At 34.7% G+C, this 25,938-nt stretch carries 33 protein-coding genes and 1 tRNA gene; 23 read left to right on the top strand and 11 right to left on the bottom strand.

Features of this window, described 5'->3' with window-relative positions:
- Positions 1 to 25: 25 nt before the first annotated feature.
- Positions 26 to 1,042, bottom strand: coding sequence for a DUF4921 family protein (locus tag DWQ18_02270; GenBank protein RDJ33767.1), 1,017 nt, complete (start codon positions 1,040 to 1,042; stop codon positions 26 to 28).
- Between the two features lie 138 nt (positions 1,043 to 1,180).
- On the opposite strand from DWQ18_02270, the gene apgM reads away from it, so the two are divergent.
- A complete protein-coding gene (apgM, locus tag DWQ18_02265) occupies positions 1,181 to 2,446 on the top strand; it encodes a 2,3-bisphosphoglycerate-independent phosphoglycerate mutase (protein ID RDJ33766.1) in 1,266 nt (421 codons plus the stop codon).
- On the opposite strand, the gene DWQ18_02260 is transcribed toward apgM, so the two are convergent.
- Positions 2,430 to 2,990 (bottom strand): DUF309 domain-containing protein, encoded by a 561-nt coding sequence (locus tag DWQ18_02260; GenBank protein RDJ33765.1) that lies wholly within the window; start codon positions 2,988 to 2,990, stop codon positions 2,430 to 2,432. The two genes, apgM and DWQ18_02260, sit on opposite strands and share 17 nt — an antisense overlap.
- An 80-nt stretch (positions 2,991 to 3,070) precedes the next feature.
- On the opposite strand from DWQ18_02260, the gene DWQ18_02255 reads away from it, so the two are divergent.
- Both DWQ18_02255 and DWQ18_02250 read left to right on the top strand, forming a co-directional pair.
- Positions 3,071 to 3,463: a hypothetical protein gene (locus tag DWQ18_02255; protein RDJ34315.1), complete on the top strand. Its 393-nt coding sequence runs from the start codon at positions 3,071 to 3,073 to the stop codon at positions 3,461 to 3,463.
- Positions 3,463 to 3,648: a 30S ribosomal protein S27ae gene (locus DWQ18_02250; GenBank protein RDJ33764.1), complete on the top strand. Its 186-nt coding sequence runs from the start codon at positions 3,463 to 3,465 to the stop codon at positions 3,646 to 3,648. The genes DWQ18_02255 and DWQ18_02250 overlap by 1 nt, the downstream gene beginning before the upstream one ends.
- On the opposite strand, the gene DWQ18_02245 is transcribed toward DWQ18_02250, so the two are convergent.
- From DWQ18_02245 to DWQ18_02220, 6 genes are all read right to left on the bottom strand, one after another.
- Positions 3,642 to 4,349, bottom strand: a complete 708-nt coding sequence (locus tag DWQ18_02245) for a hypothetical protein (GenBank protein ID RDJ33763.1) — start codon at positions 4,347 to 4,349, stop codon at positions 3,642 to 3,644. The genes DWQ18_02250 and DWQ18_02245 overlap by 7 nt on opposite strands.
- A 179-nt stretch (positions 4,350 to 4,528) precedes the next feature.
- Positions 4,529 to 5,686 (bottom strand): pseudouridine synthase, encoded by a 1,158-nt coding sequence (locus tag DWQ18_02240; GenBank protein RDJ33762.1) that lies wholly within the window; start codon positions 5,684 to 5,686, stop codon positions 4,529 to 4,531.
- A gap of 38 nt (positions 5,687 to 5,724) precedes the next feature.
- Entirely contained in the window at positions 5,725 to 7,050 is a 1,326-nt protein-coding gene (locus DWQ18_02235) for a signal recognition particle protein (protein ID RDJ33761.1), read from the bottom strand.
- 123 nt (positions 7,051 to 7,173) lie between these two features.
- The gene (locus DWQ18_02230) at positions 7,174 to 7,872 is read right to left on the bottom strand and encodes a diphthine--ammonia ligase (GenBank protein RDJ33760.1); all 699 of its coding nucleotides are present in this window, start codon (positions 7,870 to 7,872) and stop codon (positions 7,174 to 7,176) included.
- A 120-nt stretch (positions 7,873 to 7,992) separates the two neighbouring features.
- The gene (locus DWQ18_02225) at positions 7,993 to 8,403 is read right to left on the bottom strand and encodes a translation initiation factor IF-5A (protein RDJ33759.1); all 411 of its coding nucleotides are present in this window, start codon (positions 8,401 to 8,403) and stop codon (positions 7,993 to 7,995) included.
- 34 nt (positions 8,404 to 8,437) lie between these two features.
- Positions 8,438 to 9,049, bottom strand: coding sequence for a hypothetical protein (locus DWQ18_02220; GenBank protein RDJ33758.1), 612 nt, complete (start codon positions 9,047 to 9,049; stop codon positions 8,438 to 8,440).
- Positions 9,050 to 9,180: 131 nt separating this feature from the next.
- Here DWQ18_02220 and DWQ18_02215 point away from each other — a divergent pair.
- Positions 9,181 to 9,304: transfer RNA gene (locus tag DWQ18_02215), tRNA-Tyr, on the top strand.
- Positions 9,305 to 9,354: 50 nt separating this feature from the next.
- Entirely contained in the window at positions 9,355 to 9,855 is a 501-nt protein-coding gene (locus DWQ18_02210) for a winged helix-turn-helix transcriptional regulator (protein RDJ33757.1), read from the top strand.
- Here DWQ18_02210 and DWQ18_02205 read toward each other — a convergent pair whose 3' ends face one another.
- Positions 9,856 to 10,596, bottom strand: coding sequence for a response regulator (locus DWQ18_02205; GenBank protein RDJ33756.1), 741 nt, complete (start codon positions 10,594 to 10,596; stop codon positions 9,856 to 9,858).
- A gap of 58 nt (positions 10,597 to 10,654) precedes the next feature.
- Entirely contained in the window at positions 10,655 to 11,731 is a 1,077-nt protein-coding gene (locus DWQ18_02200; GenBank protein ID RDJ33755.1) for a zinc-binding alcohol dehydrogenase, read from the bottom strand.
- A 95-nt stretch (positions 11,732 to 11,826) separates the two neighbouring features.
- Between DWQ18_02200 and DWQ18_02195 the strand changes: the two genes are divergently transcribed.
- The 11 genes from DWQ18_02195 to DWQ18_02145 all read left to right on the top strand — a co-directional run bounded on the left by DWQ18_02195 (position 11,827) and on the right by DWQ18_02145 (position 18,707).
- The gene (locus DWQ18_02195) at positions 11,827 to 12,504 is read left to right on the top strand and encodes a chromosome segregation protein ScpA (GenBank protein RDJ33754.1); all 678 of its coding nucleotides are present in this window, start codon (positions 11,827 to 11,829) and stop codon (positions 12,502 to 12,504) included.
- A 53-nt stretch (positions 12,505 to 12,557) separates the two neighbouring features.
- Positions 12,558 to 13,127: an SMC-Scp complex subunit ScpB gene (locus tag DWQ18_02190; GenBank protein RDJ33753.1), complete on the top strand. Its 570-nt coding sequence runs from the start codon at positions 12,558 to 12,560 to the stop codon at positions 13,125 to 13,127.
- Between the two features lie 78 nt (positions 13,128 to 13,205).
- Positions 13,206 to 13,586, top strand: coding sequence for a 30S ribosomal protein S8e (locus DWQ18_02185; GenBank protein ID RDJ33752.1), 381 nt, complete (start codon positions 13,206 to 13,208; stop codon positions 13,584 to 13,586).
- Positions 13,587 to 13,590: 4 nt separating this feature from the next.
- On the top strand, positions 13,591 to 13,890 hold the full coding sequence (locus DWQ18_02180) for a hypothetical protein (protein RDJ33751.1): 300 nt from the start codon (positions 13,591 to 13,593) through the stop codon (positions 13,888 to 13,890).
- A gap of 74 nt (positions 13,891 to 13,964) precedes the next feature.
- Positions 13,965 to 14,231 carry a hypothetical protein gene (locus DWQ18_02175; protein ID RDJ33750.1) on the top strand — a complete coding sequence of 89 codons (267 nt, stop codon included), beginning with the start codon at positions 13,965 to 13,967 and terminating at the stop codon, positions 14,229 to 14,231.
- Positions 14,228 to 15,184, top strand: a complete 957-nt coding sequence (locus DWQ18_02170) for a transcription factor IIB (protein RDJ33749.1) — start codon at positions 14,228 to 14,230, stop codon at positions 15,182 to 15,184. Before DWQ18_02175 ends, DWQ18_02170 begins: the two co-directional genes overlap by 4 nt.
- Before the next feature lie 95 nt (positions 15,185 to 15,279).
- Positions 15,280 to 16,059, top strand: a complete 780-nt coding sequence (gene sufC / locus DWQ18_02165; protein ID RDJ33748.1) for a Fe-S cluster assembly ATPase SufC — start codon at positions 15,280 to 15,282, stop codon at positions 16,057 to 16,059.
- Between the two features lie 82 nt (positions 16,060 to 16,141).
- A complete protein-coding gene (locus tag DWQ18_02160) occupies positions 16,142 to 16,819 on the top strand; it encodes a chlorite dismutase (GenBank protein ID RDJ33747.1) in 678 nt (225 codons plus the stop codon).
- Positions 16,820 to 17,365, top strand: coding sequence for a DUF1802 family protein (locus DWQ18_02155; GenBank protein ID RDJ33746.1), 546 nt, complete (start codon positions 16,820 to 16,822; stop codon positions 17,363 to 17,365).
- Positions 17,362 to 18,360 carry an aldo/keto reductase gene (locus DWQ18_02150; protein ID RDJ33745.1) on the top strand — a complete coding sequence of 333 codons (999 nt, stop codon included), beginning with the start codon at positions 17,362 to 17,364 and terminating at the stop codon, positions 18,358 to 18,360. Before DWQ18_02155 ends, DWQ18_02150 begins: the two co-directional genes overlap by 4 nt.
- 8 nt (positions 18,361 to 18,368) lie before the next feature.
- Complete coding sequence (locus tag DWQ18_02145; protein ID RDJ34314.1) at positions 18,369 to 18,707, top strand: hypothetical protein; 339 nt, start codon at positions 18,369 to 18,371, stop codon at positions 18,705 to 18,707.
- Position 18,708: 1 nt separating this feature from the next.
- On the opposite strand, the gene DWQ18_02140 is transcribed toward DWQ18_02145, so the two are convergent.
- The gene (locus DWQ18_02140; GenBank protein ID RDJ33744.1) at positions 18,709 to 19,719 is read right to left on the bottom strand and encodes an Lrp/AsnC family transcriptional regulator; all 1,011 of its coding nucleotides are present in this window, start codon (positions 19,717 to 19,719) and stop codon (positions 18,709 to 18,711) included.
- 108 nt (positions 19,720 to 19,827) lie between these two features.
- Here DWQ18_02140 and DWQ18_02135 point away from each other — a divergent pair, with 108 nt between their 5' ends.
- Genes DWQ18_02135 through DWQ18_02105 form a run of 7 tightly spaced genes read left to right on the top strand, consistent with a single transcriptional unit; the run spans position 19,828 to position 25,870 of the window.
- The gene (locus tag DWQ18_02135) at positions 19,828 to 20,481 is read left to right on the top strand and encodes a bifunctional precorrin-2 dehydrogenase/sirohydrochlorin ferrochelatase (protein ID RDJ33743.1); all 654 of its coding nucleotides are present in this window, start codon (positions 19,828 to 19,830) and stop codon (positions 20,479 to 20,481) included.
- Complete coding sequence (gene hemA / locus DWQ18_02130; GenBank protein RDJ33742.1) at positions 20,478 to 21,737, top strand: glutamyl-tRNA reductase; 1,260 nt, start codon at positions 20,478 to 20,480, stop codon at positions 21,735 to 21,737. The genes DWQ18_02135 and hemA overlap by 4 nt, the downstream gene beginning before the upstream one ends.
- A 35-nt stretch (positions 21,738 to 21,772) precedes the next feature.
- Entirely contained in the window at positions 21,773 to 22,552 is a 780-nt protein-coding gene (locus DWQ18_02125; protein RDJ33741.1) for a DUF432 domain-containing protein, read from the top strand.
- 2 nt (positions 22,553 to 22,554) lie between these two features.
- Complete coding sequence (locus DWQ18_02120; GenBank protein ID RDJ33740.1) at positions 22,555 to 23,367, top strand: mechanosensitive ion channel family protein; 813 nt, start codon at positions 22,555 to 22,557, stop codon at positions 23,365 to 23,367.
- 47 nt (positions 23,368 to 23,414) lie between these two features.
- Positions 23,415 to 24,542, top strand: coding sequence for a hypothetical protein (locus DWQ18_02115; protein RDJ33739.1), 1,128 nt, complete (start codon positions 23,415 to 23,417; stop codon positions 24,540 to 24,542).
- Between the two features lie 36 nt (positions 24,543 to 24,578).
- Positions 24,579 to 25,562, top strand: coding sequence for a porphobilinogen synthase (locus tag DWQ18_02110; GenBank protein ID RDJ33738.1), 984 nt, complete (start codon positions 24,579 to 24,581; stop codon positions 25,560 to 25,562).
- Positions 25,559 to 25,870 (top strand): hypothetical protein, encoded by a 312-nt coding sequence (locus DWQ18_02105; GenBank protein ID RDJ33737.1) that lies wholly within the window; start codon positions 25,559 to 25,561, stop codon positions 25,868 to 25,870. Before DWQ18_02110 ends, DWQ18_02105 begins: the two co-directional genes overlap by 4 nt.
- Positions 25,871 to 25,938: the final 68 nt, after the last annotated feature.

Raw genomic sequence — 25,938 nt, 5'->3', positions numbered from 1 at the left:
AGATTCTAAATAAACTATGCATATTCTAGACTATGCCAACAAGACCGGCAAGTTCTTTTCTACACGCTGCACCCAATTTTTCTGCTGCATCTTCTGGCGAGATACTATTTAGAAAAACACCATATCCTCTTTCCAAGCCAGACCAGGAATTTGTAATTGGGTAAATTTCTATATGCCAATGAATTTGTCTACTGTTTTTCTTTTCAGGTGAAAGATGAAACACCAAGTTGTAAGCAAGATCTTTAATGCTTTTAGATAATCCGCCCAAAGTGGCACGAAGTATTAGAGATAAATCATTAATCTCCTTTTGAGTAATTTTGGAAAAACTCGTAGTATGTTTTTTAGGACATATCCAAAATTCATATGGATATGAAGGTGCCCAAGGGCAAAATGCGATGAATCCTTCTGTCTGTAGTATCTGTCGTGGTCCACCAGTTTCTGCATTAACTGTTTGGCACATAGGACATACTCCTTTTTCATTTAGTATTTTATGAGAAGCTTCGGCTTCAGCTTCGATGACTGGTGGAATAGTAGAAAATGTTACAATGTTTAGGTGAGGATGCGGATTACTACTACCAGCTGCTTCACCATGATTTGCATAAATTGATACATATGTAACTCCTTTTTGGGTGTAAAGCCAACGTAATCTATCCTGAATTACAACTAAAATGTTGGACCATTGTTCAACGCCTATAGTTGAGAATGAGTCTTTCTCTTTGGGTGATGCCACTACGACAAAATGATAACCATATGCAGGTTCACTGTAATGAGGCCTATCGCTGTATGTGTTCTCAGATTCTATAGATACTGCAGGATTTTTGCTTTCAAAAACTCTGATAGACCAATCAGTGACATACTCATCTTCACTATCTTGTAATCTTTGCAACATTCCATCTTTTGCAACAAGGGACAACACTGATGGATTGGTCATGGATTCGTTTCCAGGTGCATATGGGGATTTTTTTGCATTAGAAACTTTGTCTTCTTTTTTTGTAACAATCATAAATTTTTCTGAGACATAGTCCTTACGCATACTACCCATATGAGAACTGGCAATGATCGTATGTTAAAACTTTTTCAGATCATCAGTAGATCGGAAAAAATTATGTAAAGTTTAAAGTGGACAGGTAAAGTTCTCAAAAGTGAGGTCCTAACCATAGCCAAAAATTCGGATGTTCACATGATATATGTCCTATTAGATGGAGTTGGAGATCTAGCTCATCCAGATTTACATGGAAAGACTCCACTTGAGGCAGCTGTAACTCCAAACATGGACAAGCTTGCAAGAAATGGAGTGATGGGAGAAGTAATTTCAGTCGGAGAAGGAATTGCACCAGAATCTGATATTGCAGTATTCAATATGTTAGGATACAAATTTCAACATGCAGATTATGTAGGTAGGGGAGTCATAGAAGCAATCGGAGTTGGAATAGATTTCAAAGACGGAGATTTGGCTCTTAGAGGAAATTTTGCCACACTGAATGATGATGGAGTAATTACAGATAGAAGAGCTGGGAGAAACATCGAACGGGAGGATGCAGAGGCAGTATCAAAAGAAATTGAAAACAAAATTAAATTTTCATATCCTAATACTTCAGTAGTTGTGGCCCCAACAGTAGGTCACAGAGTAACTGTGAGAATTAGAATGGAAGGAAAATCACTTTCTTCCAACATTACAAATACAGATCCTGCTTATGCCCGCGTAGATGGAATGGGAATTGCAAAAGCAGTTGGAGATTTTCTAAAAATTGACAAATGTCTTCCGTTAGATGAGTCAGAAAATGCAAAGATTACTGCTGACTTGGTAAATCAATTTACTCAACAATCATTAGAAATTATGAAGAATAGTGATACCAACAAGAAAAGAAAACAACAGAACAAAAAACTGCTTAACAGTATTTTATTGCGAGATGCAGGTAACAAGTATCCCGCAGTTATGCCAATTAATGATCTATACTCTATGAATTTTTCATGTATTGTAGACATGCCTGTTGAATTAGGTATTTCAGAAGTCCTAAAGATGAAAGCGTTTGAAGCAGGAGGCCTGACAGATTATGAAGAAAAGGCAAAAGTAGCTGCAAAGGCAATGGAAACTCAAAATGCAATCTATGTACATTTGAAGGGACCAGACGAATTTGGTCATGATGGGGATGCAATCGGAAAGATGAAGAATATTGAGGAGATAGATAAGAGATTTTTTGGAACATTACTTGATAACATTGACACAAGTAAGGTAGCAGTAGTAATATCAGCTGATCATTCAACACCGTGTATCAACAAGGGCCACAGTGATGATCCAGTTCCAGTAATGATCTCAAAAGATTCTATTCAAAATGATGGGTCACAAAGAGTTACAGAAAAGGATGCTAAGAGAGGCAACATCAAATTAATTATGGGCGCAGACGTGGTCACAAAGGCTTTGGAATTGATCAAATCTCAAATGTAGATATTTCACCAGAGTTTTTCATTGCGGATATTTTTTTTCTGATCAAGTCAACATCAATGTCATAGTATTTTCCGCTTGCTTTGCTCAATTTATCAAGAGCCCGTCCAAAAATAGAAAGACAAATCTCATCTTCATTTTTTTGATAATGTACTAATCCTGCAGCAATAAGAATTACTCCTTGAACTAGATCCTTTTCTCCTTCAAAACAATTTTTCCAAACTCCCTCCAATACTTCATGGCATTCCCAAAATCTTTCATTATTAAAGTAAAAAATTCCCTGTTTTACAGCATCTTCCTTCTTTATTGATTCCTCGGTGACATGTTTTGCATGATCAATCTTACCCAGCGAAGATAGTTTCTCAACAAGTGTATCCAGATTCTCTTTTTTTATTGAAACGTCGTATTCAAGATATTTACTTGAAACTCTTGTGTCGCGAACGGTCACATCCATTCCATGGCTTAACTCCCTTGCTTTTCTCAAAAGAGTGGTTGCATCTTTTGGAGTATAATCGGAATTTTGAAGATGTAGCATATATCGTTCCATGGTATACCCTTAGAAGATTTTCATAAATCCTTATTGATTTTCAATCAAGATTTATATGAACTATGGAAAGGATTTGGGACATGTCGATTGAGACCATTAGTGATGTCAATAATTCATTCCTTTCAAGAAGAGAGCTTACTTGCAATTTTGCAGGATTAGGTGGAAAATTAAAAAAATTGGAAGCAATCGATATGATCTCAAAAGAATTCAAATTGGATGGAAAAGTAATCATCCCAATTAATCTCAAGAATCATGTTGGGAAACCAATGGTGACAGGAACTTTCTATGTTTATGAAGATGAAAAATTAGCAAAAGAACACGTAAACCCCACAATATTCAAAAGATTAGACAAAGTTAACGCTGCTCAAAAGGAAGCACAGCAAAAAGAAGAAGAGGCTGCAGCACAAAAAGCTGCAGAAGCAGCTCCAGCTGAAAAACCTGCTGAAGAGAAGAAAGAGGAAAAGACTGAGTAATGGCAGATAAAAAAGCAGGAAAAAAAGGCTCTAGTCCAAATGTGTACAAATACTACAAAGTAGACAAAGACAAACTAACTAAATTAAGAAAAATCTGTTCACGATGTGGTAAAGGAGTTTTCATGTCCGTACACAAGAATAGACATACTTGTGGAAAATGTGGTTTAACAGAATTTAATCAATAGTACTTTTTCTTTCTTATTTTCTTGCTCTTTTCTTCTAGGTTTTCTATCAATTTTACAAATTGAGGATTAATCTTAATTTTTGCAAGTGAGTTTGCAGATATTTTCATTATATTGGAATCCAATGTAATGTTAGATGTGGGAAGTTTTTTTTCAATCCAGTTTTTGATTACTTTATCTTCTAATTTGTAGTCCCTAAAGCCAGACGGGAATTTTTTTGTGATATGGAGAAGCAATGTACGATCTTTGAAAACTGCTTTTGGCTCAAACAATCTAGTTTCATCAGCATACACGTTTTCAAATAAATTACTGGAAATCTCATCAGAAAGCATCTCCATTTTTGATACTTTGCGAATTAACTCCAAATAATGTAAAAATTCATGTGCCAAAATCGCATGAATTGTTCCTTTAAGACCATATGCTACTAACGGCCCAGAAATTTGTATGACAACTTGAAGTTTGTCTTCTAGTACCAAAGGAATTGTGCGTGCAAATAAAATTCCATACTGGAAGGAGTTTGGATCATTGGAAGTTACAATAATTGATGGGTCCACATATGCAATAGGATAGTTTATTCCAGATGCTTTTTCGACTCGGTTAATACCCTCTACAGTAATTGGGAATCGTTCTTCGATTAATGAGTAAACTTTCTCAGGTAGGACTCCTGCCTTGAATGCCTCTTTAACCTTGAATAAAGGATCCATGAAATCCACTCGTTTAGTAAACAGGTAAAAATGTTGATTTGGTTATCTGGAACGGGGTTTTCCAGCTTTTGATTTCTTTTTCTTACGTCTATCAGCTCTTTGATCCGCCCATCTTGCATGTTTTCCTTTTTTTCGTAGAGGCATGAAAAGCAGTGTTATGGATGGTTAGTTATTTGTTGTCATTCCATCTCAACGTCACGGAAATCAATTTGTGTACACCTACACCTATTCTCTAAAAGATCAGAAAGATTAGGGAAGACATCCTCACCTACTACAAATTTCCTCAAAGGAAATCCACTCTCCACATTAAGAATAGTCATAAACGAGGAATCGCCAGTCTTTTTGTATTTGAAAGAATGTATTGCTTTTTCAATGCGCTTGCCAAATTTGTCATATATTGCAACCACCGACTTGGATAACTGAGAGAATTTTTTTAGAGAGTTTTTTGGAATAGGGTTTTCAGTGGATATTGATAATTCAACCAGAGAGTTAAACCGAATTGGTACTTTTGGAAATGCAGGTATAATTTTTAGAGATAGTAAACTCATTTCTCTCAAAGCGATCTTTTTGTGAAATTTTACTTTACGTTTTTTTGGATCAAGGATTTTTACAAAAAACGGTCTCCCAGGATTATAAACAAGACTTGATTTGTCTTCTCCACCAATCCAAGATATTTTTACCTGTTTTGCATCAAATTTATTGTAAAGATATTTTGATATTTGTCCCTCTATACTCTCAAAACTTGAAATTCCATGATAACAACAGACCGAACAGCCTTTTCCATTACAGTTTTCACAAGATTTTTGTTTTTGTGATAGAGATCTAGATGTCTTAGTGTATCTACCAAAAACAAATACCGGTTTAGAACGAGTTTCAATTGAACCGTTTTTAAAATTAATTGTTAATGTCAAATCAGGAGAGTCATGATCAGATATTGATTTAGTTTTTTTAGAAAATTGTTTTGAAAGTTCCTTTGTAACAGCGGTTTTGATGCTGTCAATCCCACGTAAGCTAAATTTGGAGCGAATTGTATCATCCCTATCAATGAAAGATGGTTTTAGTATGGCACCAATCAGAAAAGTAAAAAACTGGTAATCATTAGATGTCTCTAGTAATTTTTTAAGAATAACAGGAAAAGTATCGAATTGATTTTTACAAATAAAACATTTAGAATTCTTGTGTTTAATTTTTTTTCTGATTTTTTTTCCAAGTAATTTGTTTGAGGTAACATTTAGTCTTTTGACAAATAATCTACCAAGGCAATCATCACATAAATCGTATTCTTTGAGTATTTTTTTTGAATCTAATATTATTTGGTTAAATTTTTCATTTGACACGCAAATACATCATAATTACACGTTATTAGCTATACGAATTATCCCAAACCCATTCGTCTAAGAGCGCCTTGCATCTGTCGTCCCTTTGATGCTTTCATCATACTCTTAGAATTTTTGTAGTTTTTTAGTAGCTCTTTGACGTCATGTTCAGACCAGCCAGAGCCTCTAGCAATTCTTTTGATCCTAGACGAATTAAGCAAGTCAGGATCTGCCTTTTCATCTTTGGTCATACTTTGAATGATGTAACGCCATCGTTCCACTCTACCTTCCATCTGATCAAGCTGATCATCTTTTACCATTCCAGATAATCCAGGCATATTATCTAGAAAACCCCTCAGTGAACCAACTTTAGTGACTTCTTCAAGTTGATAGTAAAAATCATCCATATTCATTTTACCACTTGAAATTCTCTTTAGTCTAACATCATCTGCTTCACTTTCTAACCTCTTTGCAAGATCTAGTACTGCTTGAATGTCACCCATTCCCAATAGCCGACCAACAAATCGAGTAGGGGAGAATTGTTCAAGGTCATCAATTCTTTCACCAGTACCGATGTACATGATTTGAGCGCCTGTGGCAGCTGAGGCAGCTATTGCCCCACCACCCTTAGCAGAGCTATCTAATTTTGTAATTACAATTCCACCTACAGGGACTGTTTTGTGAAAAGCTTCAGCCTGATTAAAGCACTGTTGGCCTATAGTCCCATCAATCACTAATAATGCAAGGTCAGGATTTGAAACCTTACTAATTCGTTTCATTTCATCGAGTAGTTCCTGTTCTTCTTTATGGCGTCCTGCAGTATCAATCAAAATTATATCAAGATTGGAATTTTCGAAATGTTTTAGACCCTTTTCTACAATTTGTGGAGAATCTTTGTTGTTCTCTTCACCATAAACTTCGACATTTGCCTTTTCACACATTGTTTTTAATTGGACCAATGCGCCAGGACGATAAGTATCTGCACCAATTACTCCTACTTTGTATCCTTGTTTTGTCAAAAATTTTGCTAGTTTTGAAGACATGGTGGTTTTTCCACTTCCCTGAATTCCCAACATCAAAACTTTGTTAATTTTACCAGCCTTGAATGAGAATTCTGTCTCATTTCCTAATAGTTTTGCAAGTTCATCATATAGAATTTTTACAATGTGATCCTTTCGAGATAGTCCCGGAGGTGGAGATTCGTTTAATGAACGATCTTTTAGCTTTTTTGTAATTTCAAGTACTAACCTAACATTTACGTCTGATTGTAATAATGCTCTTTGAACGTCCTTGCATAATTCATCAATTAATTCCTCATCAATGCCTGAGGAGCTTACAATCTTTTTAATGGCTGCTCGCAGATTTGTTTTTAGATTATCTAACAATGGAAATCATTGATTTTTAGATTATATGACGTTTTTTGTTCTTCAGATATCGTTCACGAAGAACAGCCTTAAGATAGGCACATGCATGAAATCACTATTGTGCCATCTCGAGTCGTTAAAAAATTACACATTTTTTTTGCTATAATCTAATTTTGACTCTATAATCTCAAGTTTTCCACGGTAACCATCCCATATTTTTTTAAAATTTGTTATCTCCAATGGATATGAATACAAAGGGCAATCTACAACTAGTGTTTCAGCCTCGCCTCCCTCAAAATTAAGATTGAATCCATGTTTTTTTGATAACTCGGATAAGTTTTCAATATCTGCAGGGTCGATAATCTTGCCTAACCATGAATCGTCTAATCCCTCAGAAGTAACACTAGTAATCATAAAACAAAATCCTTTCTCTAAAAGTTGTTTCATATATGAATGAGGATTAAGATTCCAAACTGGAGAAAAGAGTTTGAGATCTAGTTTTTTACATAAATTTTCAAAGTTTTTCTTTTGAAATACACTAGAAATTCCACCATGTACTAGTCCCTCTATTTGAAAATCAATTTTTGCTTTTTTTAGAATTTGAAAAATAGAATTAACTTCATTAGCTGTATCATTGGAATCTGAAGTCACATACACTTGAGGGATTCTCATTGAGGTAGAAAGTAATTTTGTCACTTCGATATTTGGATGATGTAAAAGCATACTTTCTTCTGATTTTGGAAATACTGTAACAAGACAAACCACTTCATGACCTTCGGAGGTAGCTTGGTAGATAGAATATGTGCTATCCTTACCTCCAGAAAAAAGTGCTGCAAGTCTCATGACATAGTTTGGTATATTGTTTCATTTGAAGTATTAGAAATGATGATTGTTGGATGCTTCATTACTCATAATCCTCATCAAACCTCAGACGGCTTTTCCGCTCATCATCAGCATCCGAGTTTAACTCTTTACACGCATTATTTTGGTTTTATCCATAACCTTCCAGTATTCTACGTTTTGTCCATTCTCTAGCTTACCCTTGACTTCATCATCAATCAGGGTGACGTCTATTGTCTCGAAGGTTTCAGAATCCATTATTTGGATAATGTCTCCAGTAATGGAGATAATTTGTCCAGTTCTTTTGTCAATCAAAGGAACGTGAACTTGCATGCTAACAGGTCCTACATGGGGCCTTTTTTGGTCATCAAAAATTCCAACACCTACAATTCTTGCTTTTGCTGCTCCATGTTTTCCAGGTTTACTGGTATCATACTCTACGATTCTACATGGTTCACCTGATGGTTGATCAGATACAGGTAGTAAAATGTAAGAACCGATCTTTAATGAACCCAAATCTGCTGGCTTGCTCATGAAGGAACCAGTTATACGTCGATATTTAACTTTTTTATTTTAGCTTTTCAAGAATGGAAAGACTAACAAGATTTGTCAGTGTGATCCCTTTTCTTCCAACATCACGTCGTGTTTTTTCACAATATTTGTTCACACTTTGATGGCTTTTATCACTAGAAACTTCTAACACAACAATATTGCCACTGTATGGAAAAGTAAACTTTTGTGGTATGGTACAGCATAGATCCATATGACCTACACCTGCTTTACCCACTTTTTCTCGCTTGGCAACAAGATTTGCAACTTCGCTGACATCTTCCTCTGAATCACCATATTCCAAATAGTACACTGAAACAAAATTCATTGTTCCTTGGGATTCACGTTCAAACAATCCTTCATCCATTGTGAAAATAAAAGACGGTTTATCCTGATTGTATTTTTCAATTTCTTTAATTATTTTTTTTGAATCTTTGAATTTGGCAAGTATGTAGTGATTAGCCGATGATGAAAAGTATGGCTTACTCTCCTCAGAGAATGTTGCAGTGACAAAATACATGTCTTCGATATTCTTTGAATGATCCCATGTATCTTTTAGTTCAATAGTATTATGACTATGCAAATATGGAATACAGACATATCCACTTGTTTGAAGTATGGTTTCTGACACTGGATCCAGTGATCAATAGCTTGATTATTTAATATTTTACAGATCGTGTGCTAAATTTACTCAAAATTATGCGTATTTGATTCGTTCTTGTTCGATAGTTATTTAATACTAAAGTGCTCCGACAAATTTGTCCCAAGCTAGCTCAGCCTGGTAGAGCTTCCGGCTGTAGTAGTTGGCTTTTGGCTGACATAATAGCAGCATATCAGGCATACAGAAACCGGGTTGTCGAAGGTTCAATTCCTTCGCTTGGGACCATAATTTTTTCACAACCAAAAATTCAAAAACTCATGAATTTACACTATGGTATGAGTAATGATCCTTGGTCAAATCTAGACAAAGTTGACCAGAAGATTATAGAGATTTTAAACAAGAATGCAAGAACACCTTCAAAAGAAATAGCAACTGAGCTAAGAAAATCAGGTCATGATGTTTCAGATAGAACCATACGGAAAAGAATCGAGAGGCTAGAGAAAAGTGGAATCATCAAAGGTTACAAAGCTGTTCTAACCGATGTATCGGAATCAAATGAATATGAAGCATTGTTTATGAAATTAAAACCATCAAAATCTCTAGATTCAGTAAAAGATTCTATCAAGGATTTTGTAGTAAAATTACCAAACTATTTGTTTATTGCAAATCTAGAAGGCGATTGGAATATTCTTATTGTAATGAAAGTTGAAGCTGAAGATTCAGATCCAACACAAAAAATTATTGAAAAGTTTTCTGAACAGGTAATTGATTATAGAGTAAGTGACTTTGATGTTGCAAATGTCAATTTGCTCAATATGTCATTGTTACTATTGTAATTAATATTCAGACTCTGCAATATCAATTGCTTTTTTTACTTCTTCAATTGTAAATGGTTTTTGTATAAATGATGCAACACCAGAACTGATTGTTTTATTAACTCGCTTTGAGGTTTTTTCATCAGCAGTGATAACAATAATTTGAAGATCCAGCTGTTCTTCTAAAAGAGTAGATGCAACAACATCACCGCCAATATCAGGCAGCCCCATGTCAAGAAGTATAATTGGATTTTGTGATTCAGAGATTAATTCTTTACATTTTTTGATTCCATCTTTTCCCTTTTCAAATGAATAAAACGTAGAGTAACCTAGTTTCTCAAGATATTTTTCTAGTTTCATTGTGATGGCTTTACTATCTTCAATAATTATTACTGGGCGCATAAAGCTTATCTGAGCAGATGAAATTTCTTTAGATTTGTTGAATGCTTTTTTTGCCTCAGAATATTTTCCAGTTTTAAGAAAGCATTTTGATGCGCAAAGATATGCACTTTTTGAGCTATATGACTTGTCTTTTTTTGCAAAATTTTGATAAAGATTTGCAGCCATCAAAATTTCTTCATTGTTATCTTTGTTCTGTCGAGATTTACATTCTGCTGCAAGAAGGTACAACAGGGCAGATTTTGGTTCATCAGATTTTTTGTAAGACTCTGCCAGATTTGTAAATAGGTTATAGGCTGAAATATTTTGATTATTTCTAAGATGAGTAAAAGCTAAATCGTATTCCTGATTTTTTTCTTCCAACAGGCTCTGAAAATATTTTATTTTATATTACTATATTGGGTCAAAGGAAATTAGACAGTCAGGGGTTAATTACCGCACGTCCATTAATTTTCCGTGCTTTAAGATTTTCAAGGGCGGTATTTGCATCGTCTAAAGCATAACGTTCAGTTATTTTTGGATTGATAACACCTTTTTTTGCAAGTTCAATTAGTTCTACCATGCTAGCGTAATTTCCAGTATATGCACCTTGAATTGTTATTGCTTTAAGCGGAATGGTAACAAGTGATAATTCCATAGATCCACCAAAAAGTCCAACTAGTATCAAATTACCTCGTTTTCGAAGTACTGCTAAGCCAGTCTTTGCAGTTTGAGGAGCGTTAACAAAATCAATAACACTGTCTGCCCCTTTGTTATTACATAATGAAATGATTTTTTGTGCAGCATTACCAGAACCAGTTGTAACAGAACCAATTACATTAGAGTTTACAACAAAATCAGCACCCATTTCTTTTGCAGTTTGTAATTTTTTATCATCCAAGTCAACACAGATCACTTTTGCTTTTGTTACTGCTTTAGCAATTTGAATTCCCATTAATCCTAATCCACCGGCTCCGATTATTACAATAAACTCTGGAGAGTTTGAATTTGCTTTTTTTACTGCAGTAAAAGCTGTAAGTCCTGCACATGCAAGAGATGTAGCACCATCTGGATCTAGGCCAGTGATATCAGCCAAATATTTGTAATGTGGAACTTTGACAATTTCTGCATAGCCGCCATCTTGGAATAGGCCTATAGATTTTGGTGTGTCGCAGAGATTTTCATTGCCTGCTTTACACGCAACGCATTGACCACATCCCAGCCAAGGATAAACAAGTACGTTATCTCCCACCTTGACGCCTTTTACATCAGGACCAATTTCTAATACACTACCAACAACTTCGTGACCTGGAGTAACAGGGTATTTTACTCCCCTATCAGTAACTTTGAGAAAAACTCCATCGCCTAAATCATAGCCACCTTCCCAAAGATGCAAGTCACTATGACAAACGCCTGCAGCTTTTACTTTTACAATGACTTCACTGCCTTGAGGTTTAGGTGCTTCTAATTCAGATATTTGTAAAGGCTTTTCAGGTTCAACGATACGAGCGGCTTTCAATAATCATTCCTTTCTTCCTTATAATATAAGAGTTGACTGGAAGGGAGAAAAAAATAGAGCGTGAAGATATTATCTCATAGAAAGCGAGTTTTTTTGTGAGCGAAGAAGAATCAAGAGCAGGTATTTCGCAAGCTCCTGTAAATATTCTGTTTAATCCAGCTACCATATCCAAAAAGGATGTTTGGGAGATTGATTTAATTCAGATATTAGATATTTTAATTCGAATTTTACAAAAGAGTGGTAAAAAAGATCTTAGGATTGCTGGCATGGCAGCATTGTCATCCTCTTTAATCTATAGAATGAAAGTTGAAAGTATTTTTGCTCTGCAACGAGCTGCAATGGAAAAGAAACCTATGACTCAACGAACTGATGTAGATATTCAATTAATTGACATTCCCTATAGACATGAATCAACATATCCTGTAACACTTGACGAGTTGTTAGATCTTCTTGAAAACTTGATTGGGTCAATCGCAAACCCAAGATCTAAGAAAGGAAGTCAGATGAATTTTGAGCCTCTAGAAGCTCCAGACTTTAAGGATTATTTTATTTCGCTTGAAAACATCATAGGAAAATATGAAGATTTGATAGTAAGAAAAATTAGAAACACAGGTCATGGAATGTTACAAGCAATAGTAGCAGATTTGGAGTCAATAGATGCCATTAGATGCTTTTTTGCAATACTATTTTTGGCAAGAGATAAGAAGATAGATCTTGAGCAAGTTGAAGACGATATCAAAATAATACTCATTGAGGAGAACTTAACAACGTGATCAAATATGCGCAAAGGATTGTTTTAAGTAGATTTTAGGAGGTTTTGAGGCTAATGGACAAGGTTGAAAACGAAGATGAGGCAACTGCAAGAATTGAGGCAGCCCTATATTCAGCAGGAAGACCTCTCAGGATTGAAGAAATTATCAGAGCTTCAGGTACAGAATCAAGAACAAAAACCCTAGATATTCTGGAAAAAATTATGAAAAAGACCAAATCAGCTTTCAAAGCAATAGAGGTAGTCACTCTTCCAGATGGATCATATGTTTTTCAACTAAAACCAGAGTTTAGTAATGTTGTTAGAAGATATGCATCAAAACCAATTTTGCCAAAAGCCACTCTAAAGACATTATCATATATTGCATACATGCAACCAATTTCATCAAAGCAATTAGTAGAGACAAGAGGTTCGGGGGTGTATTCACATCTGAAAGAATTAAGACAGTTAGATTTTATTGCACACCAAAATGTCGGAAGATTAAAAATTTTTACAACCACTGAAAAATTCCAAAAATATTTTGGAATTCATGGAGATGCAGATACTCTAAAAGAAAAACTATTCAAAAAAGTAAGAAGAACATCCCAAATGACAATAAAACCCCAAGAAATTACATCCCAAGTGTAATAATTCAAAAATTCCTAAGTCGCCTTTCACGCGTAAATCTTGCGTTTTGTATAAATTAGAGTGATTTAAAGAACTAATGTGAGAAAATCAATAGAAAATTTAGCAACCAGTAAGCTAACAGGTGGAAGAAGACATCCTCTCAGAATTAGAAGAAAATATGAGATTGACAGATATCCTAACGAAGCTCTTACAGGTGCACAAGTTACGGTTACAAGACACGTTCGCGGAAAAAATAGGAAAACAGCATTAAAGACAATTGATTTTGTAAATTTATCAACAGGAGATGCCAAAGTAAAAAAATCAAAAATTCTAAAAGTATTAGAAAATTCAACAAACAATGATTATCAAAGACGTGGTGTCATCACGAAAGGTGCAATACTTGAAACAGAAGCAGGTAAATGTAGAGTTGTTTCAAGACCCGGACAAGATGGCGTAGTAAATGCAATTCTCATAAAGTGATGAGATGAAAGATTACGAACATGTCGTAATCTGGTTAGATTATTTTAATAAAACACTTCCAAGAGCTAAAGGACGAAGATTAGATAAAGAGAAATGTGTTTTTGATCCTTCATTAAATGAATTAATCGAAGCTGCAAAATCAGCAGGTTATGAAATAAAAGAGCAAGAAGATAAAGTGAGATTTCCCAGAAGATCTTATGTAAGATCCGGATACATTGTTTTGCCAAAAGAATCCTCCAAGACGAAAATTCTTAACAAAATTTCAGAAAAGCTAGTAGCCAAAAGAGCAAAGCAGTCAAAATAAAACCGATTCTAGCTTTTAGCTAAAGTAAAGTTGACAGAAGTATATGATAACAATCAGATGATCTTGATTTCTAATTGCAGGAGGTAGGGGAAATTATGCACTTGGCCAGTAGTGGCAGGGTAGTTATTCAACTGACAAAAGTTGTTAGTGAAGGACAAATACTCTGTGACGAAAAGAGTACCAAAGTTGCAAAAGTTATGGAGTTGATTGGTCCTGTTGCAAAACCATATGCATCAGCTACTCCATTGACAAATAGCATAAAAAAATACACTGGCAAGAAAGTTTTTGCTCTCGACATAGCTCCTGCAAAAAAACAAAAATACAGGAGAAAAAGAAAATGAATACATTAGAAACACAATGCTGTCCTGAATGTGAATCATCATTAGTTGATGACAGTCAGAACGGTGAATTGATTTGTTCTGGTTGCGGAATTGTCGTAGCAGATCAAATCGCAGATTATGGCCCAGAAGCAATAGGTTCAAGTCTTGAAGACAAAATGAAGTTAGCAAGAGCTACAGGACAGACAACATATTCCCAACATGATTTGGGAATTACAACAGAAATTTCCATTAGTTCAAAAGACTTTAGTGGAAAATCTATCAATTCCGAAGTTGCTAACCAAATGCACAATCTACGCAAATGGCAACAAAGAGTACGAGTATCATCTCCAAGAGAAAGACGACTTGCAAATGTTTTAACAAAAATTGGTGAAGCATGTCAAGGTCTGTCTTTGTCTAAAAATGTTCAAGAGACGGCATCTATGATTTACAGAAATCTAGATGGTCAAATAGAAGTCAAAGGAAAGTCAGTAGCAAGCATTTCAGTTGCTACTATTTACATGGCATGTAAACAATGCGATGTAGTTAGATCTCTTGAAGAGATATGCAGAGGTATTTGTCAGCCAAAAGACGTAAAAGCTAAAACAAAACTTGCAGCAAGATATTACAGAACCATGGTAATGGAGATGGGTTCCAAAACAGCTCCAGTAGTTACTATGGACAAGTACATCTCAAAAATTGCTAACCTAACAAAAACAGAAGTTCGTGTAGAAAGATTAGCACTTGAGATTGCTGAAAAAACCAAGAATAACAACCTAGCAGATGGAAAAGCACCAAATGGAATTGCAGCAGCGTATCTGTATGTTGCATCAATATTACTTGGACAAAATGTACTACAGCGTGATGTATCAAGCATTGCTGGAGTAACCGAAGTAACCATTCGAAATAGGTGCAAAGAGATTCTAACTAGCTATAAGCTAAAAATCGCTCTAAGACCATCACTGGCCAAAAAATAATCATCCCCCTCTTTTCTATTTTATTTAGGCATGATATTGGTTAGGATTAGCTAAAATTCGTGGGTATTATATAGAGAAATAACTCATTTAGCAACATGGCAGTACTTGAAATCAAGGATCTTCATGTGACTAGAGAAGGAAAGGAGATTCTCAAGGGAGTGAATCTGAAAACAGGTCCAGGTGAGGTTCATGCCATTATGGGGCCAAATGGTTCTGGTAAGAGTACTTTGGCATATACATTACTTGCACATCCAAAATATGAAATCACATCTGGAGACATATTACTTGATGGAGAAAGCATTAAAGATCTTAGTGCTGATGAGCGAGCAAAAAAAGGATTATTCTTAGGATTCCAATATCCAACTGAAGTATCAGGAGTAGGTTTTTCGCATTTTCTTAGAACATCTTACAATTCTCTAAGTAAAGCCCTTCAAGGGGAAAATAGAGAAGTATTCATCACAGTGAGAGAATTTCAAAAGTATCTCAAGGACAATCTTAAACAAGTAGGATTGAAGGATGAATTTTTATCAAGATATCTTAACGAAGGATTTTCAGGTGGAGAGAAAAAACGCTCAGAGGTTTTACAGATGGCTGTTTTAAAACCAAAGATTTCAATTCTTGATGAACCAGATTCAGGATTAGATATCGATGCAGTTCAAGCAGTTGCAAAAGCAATTAGTGAAGTATCTGGAAAGGATTCAACCATCATAGTAATTACCCATTATGCACGCATTTTGAAATTTTTGAAAAAATTAGATCATGTTCATGTTTTTGCTAGAGGTAAAGTTCTAAAAAGTGGGGATGCATCCCTTGCAGATGAATTAGAAACAAGGGGTTATGATTGGGTTTTAGAAGAAAATAAAGAAACAGCATAATTCTAAAGATACTAAAAACTTGAGCTAGGAATTAGAAATCATTGTTTACTTATTTAAATAAGGTTGAATAATACGGAGAATCATGGAAGAGGGTCAAGATAAGCAATACTTTTTTGACTTTTGTTTCTTCAAAGTTGATCCAAAATGGAGATGGATGGCAGACCTTGCAAAAGAAGAATCCGCCAGAGAAGTAGAAAACGTAATTAGAAACTCTGGAATAAAATTTAGAACCTATTCAACTCTAGGATTACGTGACGATGCTGAATTTCTAATTTGGTTTGCAGCAGAATCAGTTGAGGAAATTCAGAATGTAATTTCTAAATTGTATCTAACAGTGTTTGGAAAGTATATTGTTTCTTCAAGAACTTATTTGTCATGTACTAGGCCGTCGTTATATGCAAAAAAGGGGTTAACATTATCATTTGTTGCAGGCAATCAACCAAAAAAATATGCTGTAGTTTATCCATTTACAAAGACCAGAGAATGGTACCTACTTACTGAGCAACAAAGGCAAAAGATGATGGATGAGCATATTTCAGTAGGTCAAAAATATCCCCAAGTAGTTCTGAATACTACATATTCATTCGGTATACATGATGAGGATTTCATGTTAGCATTTGAATGTGATGATTTACGAGACTTTCAGAATTTAATTATGGATTTACGACAAACACAAGTTTCAAAATATGTGCAGGTCGATACTCCCATGATTGTTTGTGTTAAAAAAGATATTATTTCCCTGATATCCAGCTTAGGATAGTTGGAATCACTAAAAGAATGGGCAACGGTTGTTACTGCACTAGAGTCAGGAAAGCAGACAGTTTTGTTGCGTAAAGGTGGAATTTTAGAAACAGCATCAGGATTCAATGTTGAGGCAAAGAAATTTCTTTTATTTCCAACATTTGAACATCAAGAGACACATCATATCAAACCTGAATTTCATAAATTACTAAACCAGATAAAAGAGAATAAACCAAGAGAAGGACATAACAGAATTACATCATATGCAGAGGTATTAGGAGAAGCAGATGTATCAGATAATGAAAAAGTGAAAGCATTATCTGAATTTCACATCTGGAGTGATTCGTATATTCAGGAAAGAAGAAACTGGAAACCAGAAAAACCACTAAAAGCAGTATTTCTCAAAGTTTATCGAATTCCCCAAAGAGAGATTCCATTAAAATCAGAATATCAGGGTTGCAAATCTTGGATAAACATAAATGAAGAAATTCAAAATGGTCAACCAGTGCTTCCAGAATCAGAGATTAACTCAAAATTAGAAAAGTTCACGGAGATTACAAAATGAAATACAAAAAGCTAGGCAAGAGTGGAATCGAGGTATCTGAGATAGGATTTGGGGCATGGACAATAGCCCTGAATTGGTGGGGAAAAGAAATTCACGAAGACGAAGCAGCAAAGATGCTAAAGCGAGCATATGATTTAGGAATTAACTTTTTTGAAACAGCAGATATGTACGGAAAAGGAAAAAGTGAAACTTTAATCGGCAAATATCTCAAAGATGTAAGAAAGGAAATCATCATATCGACAAAGTATGGATATGACTTTGAAGGAGTAGAGCAAATTGGACATAGTGAGCTTCCACAGAGCTTTGCCCCAGATTTTACCAACAAAGCATTAAGAAATAGTTTAGAGAGACTTCAAACGAACTATGTAGATGTGTATGGTCTACACAATCCAAAACTAAACCACATCAGAGACGATACAATATTTCAAACTCTTGATAAATTAATTGAAGAGCAAAAGATCAACACATATCAGATTGCATTAGGACCTGCCATTGGCTGGACACAAGAAGGAATTGAGGCAATGGATAGAACAAATGTTAGCGCAGTGCAAACAGTATACAACATACTGGAACAAACACCAGGAAATGAGCTGTTTGATATGGCAACACAAAAGGATGTAGGAATACTGGTAAGAGTTCCTGATGCATCTGGAATTCTTACAGGAAAAGTTAATGCAGAAACTAAGATTGATGAAAAAGATCATCGCTCTGTAAGAAAAGGAGAATGGATAAAGTCAGCACTACAAAAAGTGGAGCAGTTACGCCCAATAGCACAACGAAACGACCTAACCATCACAGAGCTTGCAATTAAATTCATTTTATCAAAGAAAGGATTTGCATCAGTGTTTCCAACAGTAATTAGTGTTGAAGAGATTGAAAGTTTTGCAGCCATGTCAGATGGCAACTATATCAACCAAACAGACATGAAAGAGATTGAGGAATTGTTTAACTCATGGCCTGCATATGAGCTTAAAGCAACCACGCAGGCTGCATGATACCATTCATGACAGAACAGTTTGACTCTAAAAAAACCCTAGAGATTATTGAAAGGCTAAAGCTTGCAAGAATTGGCGAGTATGGAAAATGGAAAACCATAATCAAAAAAATTGAATCAGGTCAACAATTAGATGAAATAGAAAGATCCTATTTTAGTAATTTTACTCGCATATACAAAGAAGGAAAGGTCAAAGTCAGAAGTAAAATCTATCATATGAAATTATCAGAAAATGATAAAAAACCATCATGTAAAGAATGTGGAGAAGAATCACTATTCTATTGCAATGTCAATGATGCATACTTTTGTTCTAGTCATGTAGTTGGACATGATGAAAATGAAGTATAGTTTATGCTGTAATTTCTTCTATGGAAAATTCGTGCTCAACAAAATACTCTACACGCGTTTTTTTGAATTCACGTGAACTAAATAATATCCTATATTCATGAACATCAATCTGATTTTCTATCGTTTTTGCCATTTCATTTGCCTCATCTTCTGATTTACAGTGAATCATTGAAAAAACATTGTAAGGCCAATCAGGGTATACAGGTCTTTGATAGCAATGACTCACTTGTGGGAATGCGCCTAGTAATTCACCAACATTTTTTATTCTTTCATCTGGAACTTTCCACACTATCATACCATTTGCAGTAAACCCAACATCACGATGTCGTAAAATTGCAGCATAGCGACGCATTACCCCAATGTCTTCATAATAACGTAATTTTTCAAACACCTGATCTTCTGTTAATCCTAATGATGTTGCAGGTTTTAGAAATGGACGATCTACTATCTCAAGATCTTTTTGTAGTTGTCGTATGAATTCTTTGTCTTCTTCGGTCGGATCAAATTTGACATCACGAATCTTCTTTTTTTCCTCAGACGGTTTTATGTCGTGTTTTTTTTCTTCAACCATGTCAAGTTTAACACCAATCTTAAAGAGCTGAATTGTTGGAAGCATTCTTACTTTTAGAATGCCGGGAATTTTTTTGAATTTATCAACTTCGGTTTTAAGATCAGAACCAGGAGGAACAGCTAATGTAAACCAGAGATTGAACTGATGGTTTCTTTCATAATTATGACTCACACCAGGATGGCGGTTAATTTGATTGGCCACATACTCTAATTTGTCAGGCTCAATCTCCATCGCAACAAGGGAGCTTTTGTATCCTAATCTACGAGTGTCAAAAATTGCACTTAGTTGTCGCAAGACACCAATTTTTTTTAGATTTTTCAGTCGTTCTTTTATCACATCAGGTGAGACATTGAATTTTTTGGCAATTTCATGATAAGGTTGAGAAACTAATGGAAATGTCCATTGAATTTCATTTAAAATTTCTTTATCTAAATCATCCATAATCGATTAACTAATTTTTCCATTATTCAATTAAAAATGTAGCGAGAAATTAGTTGTATTCCTAAATGAGTTTATAGTTATAAATAGAAAATCAAGGTTTTCAGATCATTGATTGTTGATTTACATCTAAAGGGGAATTTAGTGATAGTTGTTGGAGGAGGAGCAGAAGGCCTTAAAAAAATAAACTCATTACTCACACAAGATTGTAAAATACTTCTGGTAAGTGATTCGATTAATCCACAAATCAAAAAATATGTAGATTCTAAGAAAATTGAATTTCAAAAAGTCAAACTGGATGAACCCAGTTTTCTTTCAAAACATAAACCCTACTTAGTTATGGCAACAACAGATAACAAAAATCTTAATAGAAAAATTGTTGAAGCTGCTAGAAAATTAAATTGTCTAGCATATGCATCAGATGACCCTGAGATTAGTGATTTTGCACATCCATCAGTAATTAACATTGAAGATACAATTCAGATTGCAATCTCAACAAAAGGAAAAAGCCCCGCAATGGCAAGAAGAGTCAAGATGCAAGCTGAGAAGGTCTTCAAAGAACTCATTACAAGAGAAGACATTGAATTAATCAAAATTCAAGAGATCGCTCGTCAAAATGCCAAAAAAGAAATCAGCACACAGATAGAACGAAAAAAGTACCTATACGCAGTAATTAATGATAATCAGATTAAACAGTTAATAAAAGACAACAAATTGGAAATTGCACAGAAACGAGCAAATCAAATGTTGAGGGACTGGAAATGAATCAAAATGTGATAAATGCACGGGTAACATTTCGTAATTCACCAATACATGTTCTTGAGCGATTTACTTTCAAAGATATAAAAAATGCGCTCTTGGAATTTAGAAAGTTTTCAGAATCAGAAGAGTGTGTGATTTTGCAGACTTGTAATAGAATAGAAATTTTTGCCACTGGTAAAAATTGCGACATAAAAAAAATCCAGAAAACTTGGGCATCACTTTCAGGATTAGAAGAAAGTGCATTCAAAGAAAATTTAGAGATAGAGATAGATGATGAGGCCTATCTTCATTTGTTAAAACTTACTTCAGGTTTAGATTCAATGGTTGTTGGCGAAGAACAAATTCTAGGTCAAATAAAAAATTCCATTACAACTGCAAGGATCAATAAAGCATCAGGTGAACGACTCAATACATTATTTGACAAGGCAATCAGAATTGGAACACGTATTAGAAATACCACAGGCATCAGCAAAGGTGGAATTTCAGTAGGCTCTATGGCAGTAAAGCTTGCAGAAGAAAACATTGATGAGCTAAAATCAAAACAAATCCTAGTAATTGGTACAGGCGAAGTATCCACACTTGTTGCCAAATCACTAAACCGACGAGGTTATGGGTTTTCTGTAACTAGTAGAACACTCCAACGTTCTCAAGCGTTTTGTGAAACTATGGGAGGTCAAGCAGTAAAATTTGAAGAAGTGCTCGGAGGTTTTGAAAAATATGATGTCATCTTTGTTGCCACAACAGCTCCATACTTTCTTGTAACGTATGAAAGAATTGCAAAGGCATTAAAAGATAAGAAAAAAGGTATGATGATTTTGGATTTGTCAAATCCAAGAACAGTTGATGAAAAAGTAGCAACACTTGGTAACATTAAACTGATGAACCTGGATCAAATTGCAGAAATGGTCGATAAAAACATGCGAAAAAGACAAGATAAAGTCAAAATAGTTGAAAATATAATTAATGAAGAATTACAAGTAATTGAGGCCTCTATGAAAAGACTAGATGCAGAACCAATTGTGAAAGACGTCTTCAAAAATATAGATGTCCTAAGGGAAAAAGAATTACAGAAAGCTCTTCAGATGCTAGGCGAAAATGATTCAGAAAAGATCAAAATTATCGAAGATTTAACAAAAGCTGTAGTTGAGAGTATCGTTTCAGCTCCTATGAATAATTTAAGAAAAGCATCTGAACAAGGAAATCCTGAAATTTTAGATGCAGCAAGTAAACTATTCAATTACAAGAAAAAAGAAACATAGGCAGAGCTAAGATCATATTTCATTAAATATGGTGAATGCTTAGTTCAGCCATGTCATCAAATGTTGAGAAAGAGGCTTACTCATTTTATGACACATATACTGTTGATAGTGACATTGACATTAAACTTCCAAGAACAAAGATTCAATTTAAAAAACTGGATAATGGTTTTGCATATTTTCGAGAAGATTCTGAGCATAATACCATCGAGAAATCAATTCCATCAATGAAATCAATTCAGGTAACAATTGCACCTGTATTGCCAATTAATCTACCAGCGAAAAAAACCAACGGATTGATTTTTTTGAGACTAGACAAACAGATTCTGGTTACTCCAGAATCAAATGTAGAGATATCCATCAAAGTTCCAATAGAAATTGGAGTTTTTATCAAATCAGAATTGTCTTCAGATATGCTAGATGTAATTACGTGTGAACCGATGCATTCAAGATTTGGACTGTATGGAGTTCCTGATGGCGGAAATTTATGCATGTACTCGAAGGTTTCACAAATTTATGATAAATCTCCTGAACCATATGTTTGGGCAAAGATGAAGATTACTATAAAAAATGAATTAAAACAGGGCGTAAAAATAGGCAAGTTTGTTTTTCCCATAACAGCACATAAGGTATACTATAAACAAAAATCAACAGAAGTCCACATCGATGATCTAACTGCCAGAGTATATTCAGACATCAGTGGAGAAAATATGGAATTGGTAAAAACGGTTTTTGCGACAGCTGGAGGAGATTGGCAAATATCAGATGCAGGAACGGACTCATCAACAAGCTTTGTTATGGATAAGGGGTTTGATTAACAATGTTTGAATTTTTAAGCACAGATATCATGGATTCTGGAATCACAGTCTGGCAAATTTTAATTTCTGCAATAGCAGTAGCAGTCGGTGTCATAGTTGCTAGAATAGTTCGAATGATCTTTCAGAAGAAATTCGCCCCCACAATGCCAGTTCATACAGCTAAAAACATGACCAAATTCTTGTATTATGGAATTATTGTAATTACTCTTTTAGGAGTTACGACAAGTCAAGGTATAGATCTTTCAGGTCTAGTTGTTGCCGGTGGAATTTTTGGTGTAGTAATTGGTTTTGCAACTCAATCAGTAGTATCAAACCTAGTATCTGGAATTTTTCTTCTCGTGGAAAAGCCCATCAAAATAAAAGAAAATGTTGAAGTTCAAGGCTCAAACATTCTTGGAAAAGTCATAGATATTGGAATTTTTTCTACAAAGATCCAGTTATTTGACGGTACGCTAGTAAGAGTTCCTAATCAGACCATATTTACTTCAGAACTTAGGACTTTTGCACTTTCGGAAATTAGAAGAACAGATGTGACTGTGGGAATTTCATATAATGATGATATTGAAAAAGCAATCAAAGTTATGAAAGACGCTATTTCTACAAAAGTTCAGTATGCATTAATTGAGCCAGGTCCACAATTTTTTGTAACAGAACTAGGAGACAATAGTGTAAATATCAAAGTACAACTTTGGTTCCCAAGAGATGACTTGCTTGAAGTTGTCCCAGGGCTACTAAAGGTCTTAAAGAATGCATTAGATGAGGCAGGAATTGAAATTCCTTTCCCACAAAGGGTTATTCATAATGCTAAAGAGTAGTACCACGGATATTCTTTAAATCCTAAAATGGTTGTAGGGAATTCATTGTGTTAAAAATAATTCTTGTTCTTTTCATTTTTTTTATAGGTATTACTAACGCATATGGACAAGAAGTACAAGAAAAAAAGAACTGGGAAGATTTTTTCAATAATGGAATCTCCATAAGTTTTGACACTCCTGAAAAATATATCGATGAGATAACTACTAACTTAGCATCTGGCTCCACGGTAGTTGATCTTGGTCTGTATGTAATTGGAATGGTAGTTTATGCAATTTTTGTTTGGAATTTTTATAGATTTATTGCAAGAAGAGAAATAATTAAAATTAATTTTGAAAAATATAACAGAGATGACAGAGTTTCACCTCTTAAAGTAGCAGCTTATGTGGGATCATATGTATTTCTCTTCCCAATAATCATCTACGTTTGGTTTTTGGTATATTCAATGTTCATGTTTATCTTAGCTAAAGATATGCCAATGGGAGTAGTTCTGTTAATTGCAATATCAGTAATAGCATCTACCAGAATTACGTCATACTATAAAGAAGATCTTGCAAAAGACGTAGGAAAACTTTTGCCTTTTGCATTACTAGGTGTATTTTTAACTAGCTCTGCCTTCTTTTCAGATACTACAAATTTCTTTTCTGTTGAAGATATAGAGAAGAGATTCCAAGAGTTTCCATTTTTTGTAGGAAGAGTAATTGAATTCATAATTTTGGTTGTAGTATTGGAATGGTCATTAAGAGTGGTTTTTCTAATAAAACGAAGAATATTTCCAGCAGTAGAAGAAAAAGTAGAAGAGAAGATTGAGGAACAAATTGATAAAAAAATAAAAGTTCATGTTGAAAAAATTCAAGAAAAACAAAAAGACATTGAAGAGAAGATTGAGGAAGGGGATGCAGAAATTGAAGAAAAATTAGAAATTGTTGAAGAGAAGATTGAGGAAGGGGATGCAGAAAAACAAGAGAACAATTTGAAAATAAATGAGTCGATTATTTCAAAATCAACAGAAGCATCTAAAGGCGATACCTTAGAAATTGTCGAACAGCTCATTAAATCAGGAATAGGAGATTTGGGAAGATTAGAACATATACGAAATACCATTCAAAACGGAAAGGTCCTTTTTCAATCAGATAAAAAATACTTAGAGGACATTACGAAGATGAAAAAGGATTAAGTAAAGTATAAGAAACAAATGGTTTGGGTTTCTAGTATGTCTTTTCCAACCAAACGTCTCAGAAGATTACGAAATTCTGAGAAAATGCGAGAATTAATGCAGGAAACAGTTCTAACCCCACATGATTTCATTTGTCCAGTATTTGTTCAGGAGAATCTAAAAAGTAGAATCAAAGTGGATTCTATGCCAGATATTGAAAGATTGCCATTAGATGATGTTATTGACGAAGTTGGAACAATTACTGATTTGAACATACCCGCAATTATGCTATTTGGAATTCCATCAAAGAAAGATGATGCAGGCACTGGAGCATTAGGGGAAAATGCAATTGTACAAAAAGCAATTACACAGATACGAAAAAATTATGGTGAAAAAATTGTCATCATGGCAGATGTTTGCTTATGCCAGTACACCACATCCGGACATTGTGGACATGTTAAAGAAAATTCAATTGATAATGACTCGAGCATTGCAACGTTGGCAAATATTGCAGTTAGTCAAGCAAAGGCAGGAGTAGATATTGTTTCCCCATCAGCGATGATGGACGGTCAGGTACTTGCAATAAGGACTGCGTTAGATGATGCAGGTTTTACAAATGTAGGAATCATGTCTCATTCTGCAAAACATAGATCATCATTTTATTCTCCATTCAGGGATGCAGCAGAGTGTGCACCTAAATTTGGTGACAGAAGATCATACCAAGTTCCATATACAAATTCTAGAGAAGCTTTACGAGAAGTTGAAACAGACATCAATGAAGGAGTGGACATAGTAATGATAAAACCTGCTTTGGCATATCTTGATTTGATTGCAGAAACTAAAAAAAGATTCAATGTTCCCGTATCAGCCTATAGTGTATCAGGAGAGTATGCATTAGTCAAGGGTGCAGCCATACAGGGTTGGATTCCTGAAAAAGAGATAATTCATGAGATTCTTTACTCTATAAAGCGAGCAGGTGCTGATATGATGGTAACATATTTTGCAAAACAAGCTGCAAAATTTTTGCAAGAGTCCAAATGAGGGACGAACATCGCTTTGAGATTGAACGTGCGTTTGATTTACTGCCACATGTAGTTGGTTCAAGTTGGGCAGTAATCTTTTTTCGTCTAAATGGAATAAAAAACCCTACTAGGGAAGAATATCACAAAAAAGTGGTAGAATATTTCAGAGAATTAGAACCACTTTTCCTGAAGTTTCCAAATGATGAAAAGTTTGAAGATATGAAAAAATATATTCAGAATAGAACAAAAATTGAGATCGATAAAATTATGAAAGGTGAAAATAAAGAAGTAGAAAAAAGATACGACAGATATGTCGATTATGGATAACCTACTTGTAAGATTCTAGTAGATCAGAATTGTATTGAAGATAGCCTTCTTTTTTTAATGTTCGAGAA

The organism is Thermoproteota archaeon, assembly GCA_003352285.1.
GTDB lineage: Archaea > Thermoproteota > Nitrososphaeria > Nitrososphaerales > Nitrosopumilaceae > PXYB01.
This window is presented reverse-complemented; position numbering and strand designations above follow the sequence as displayed.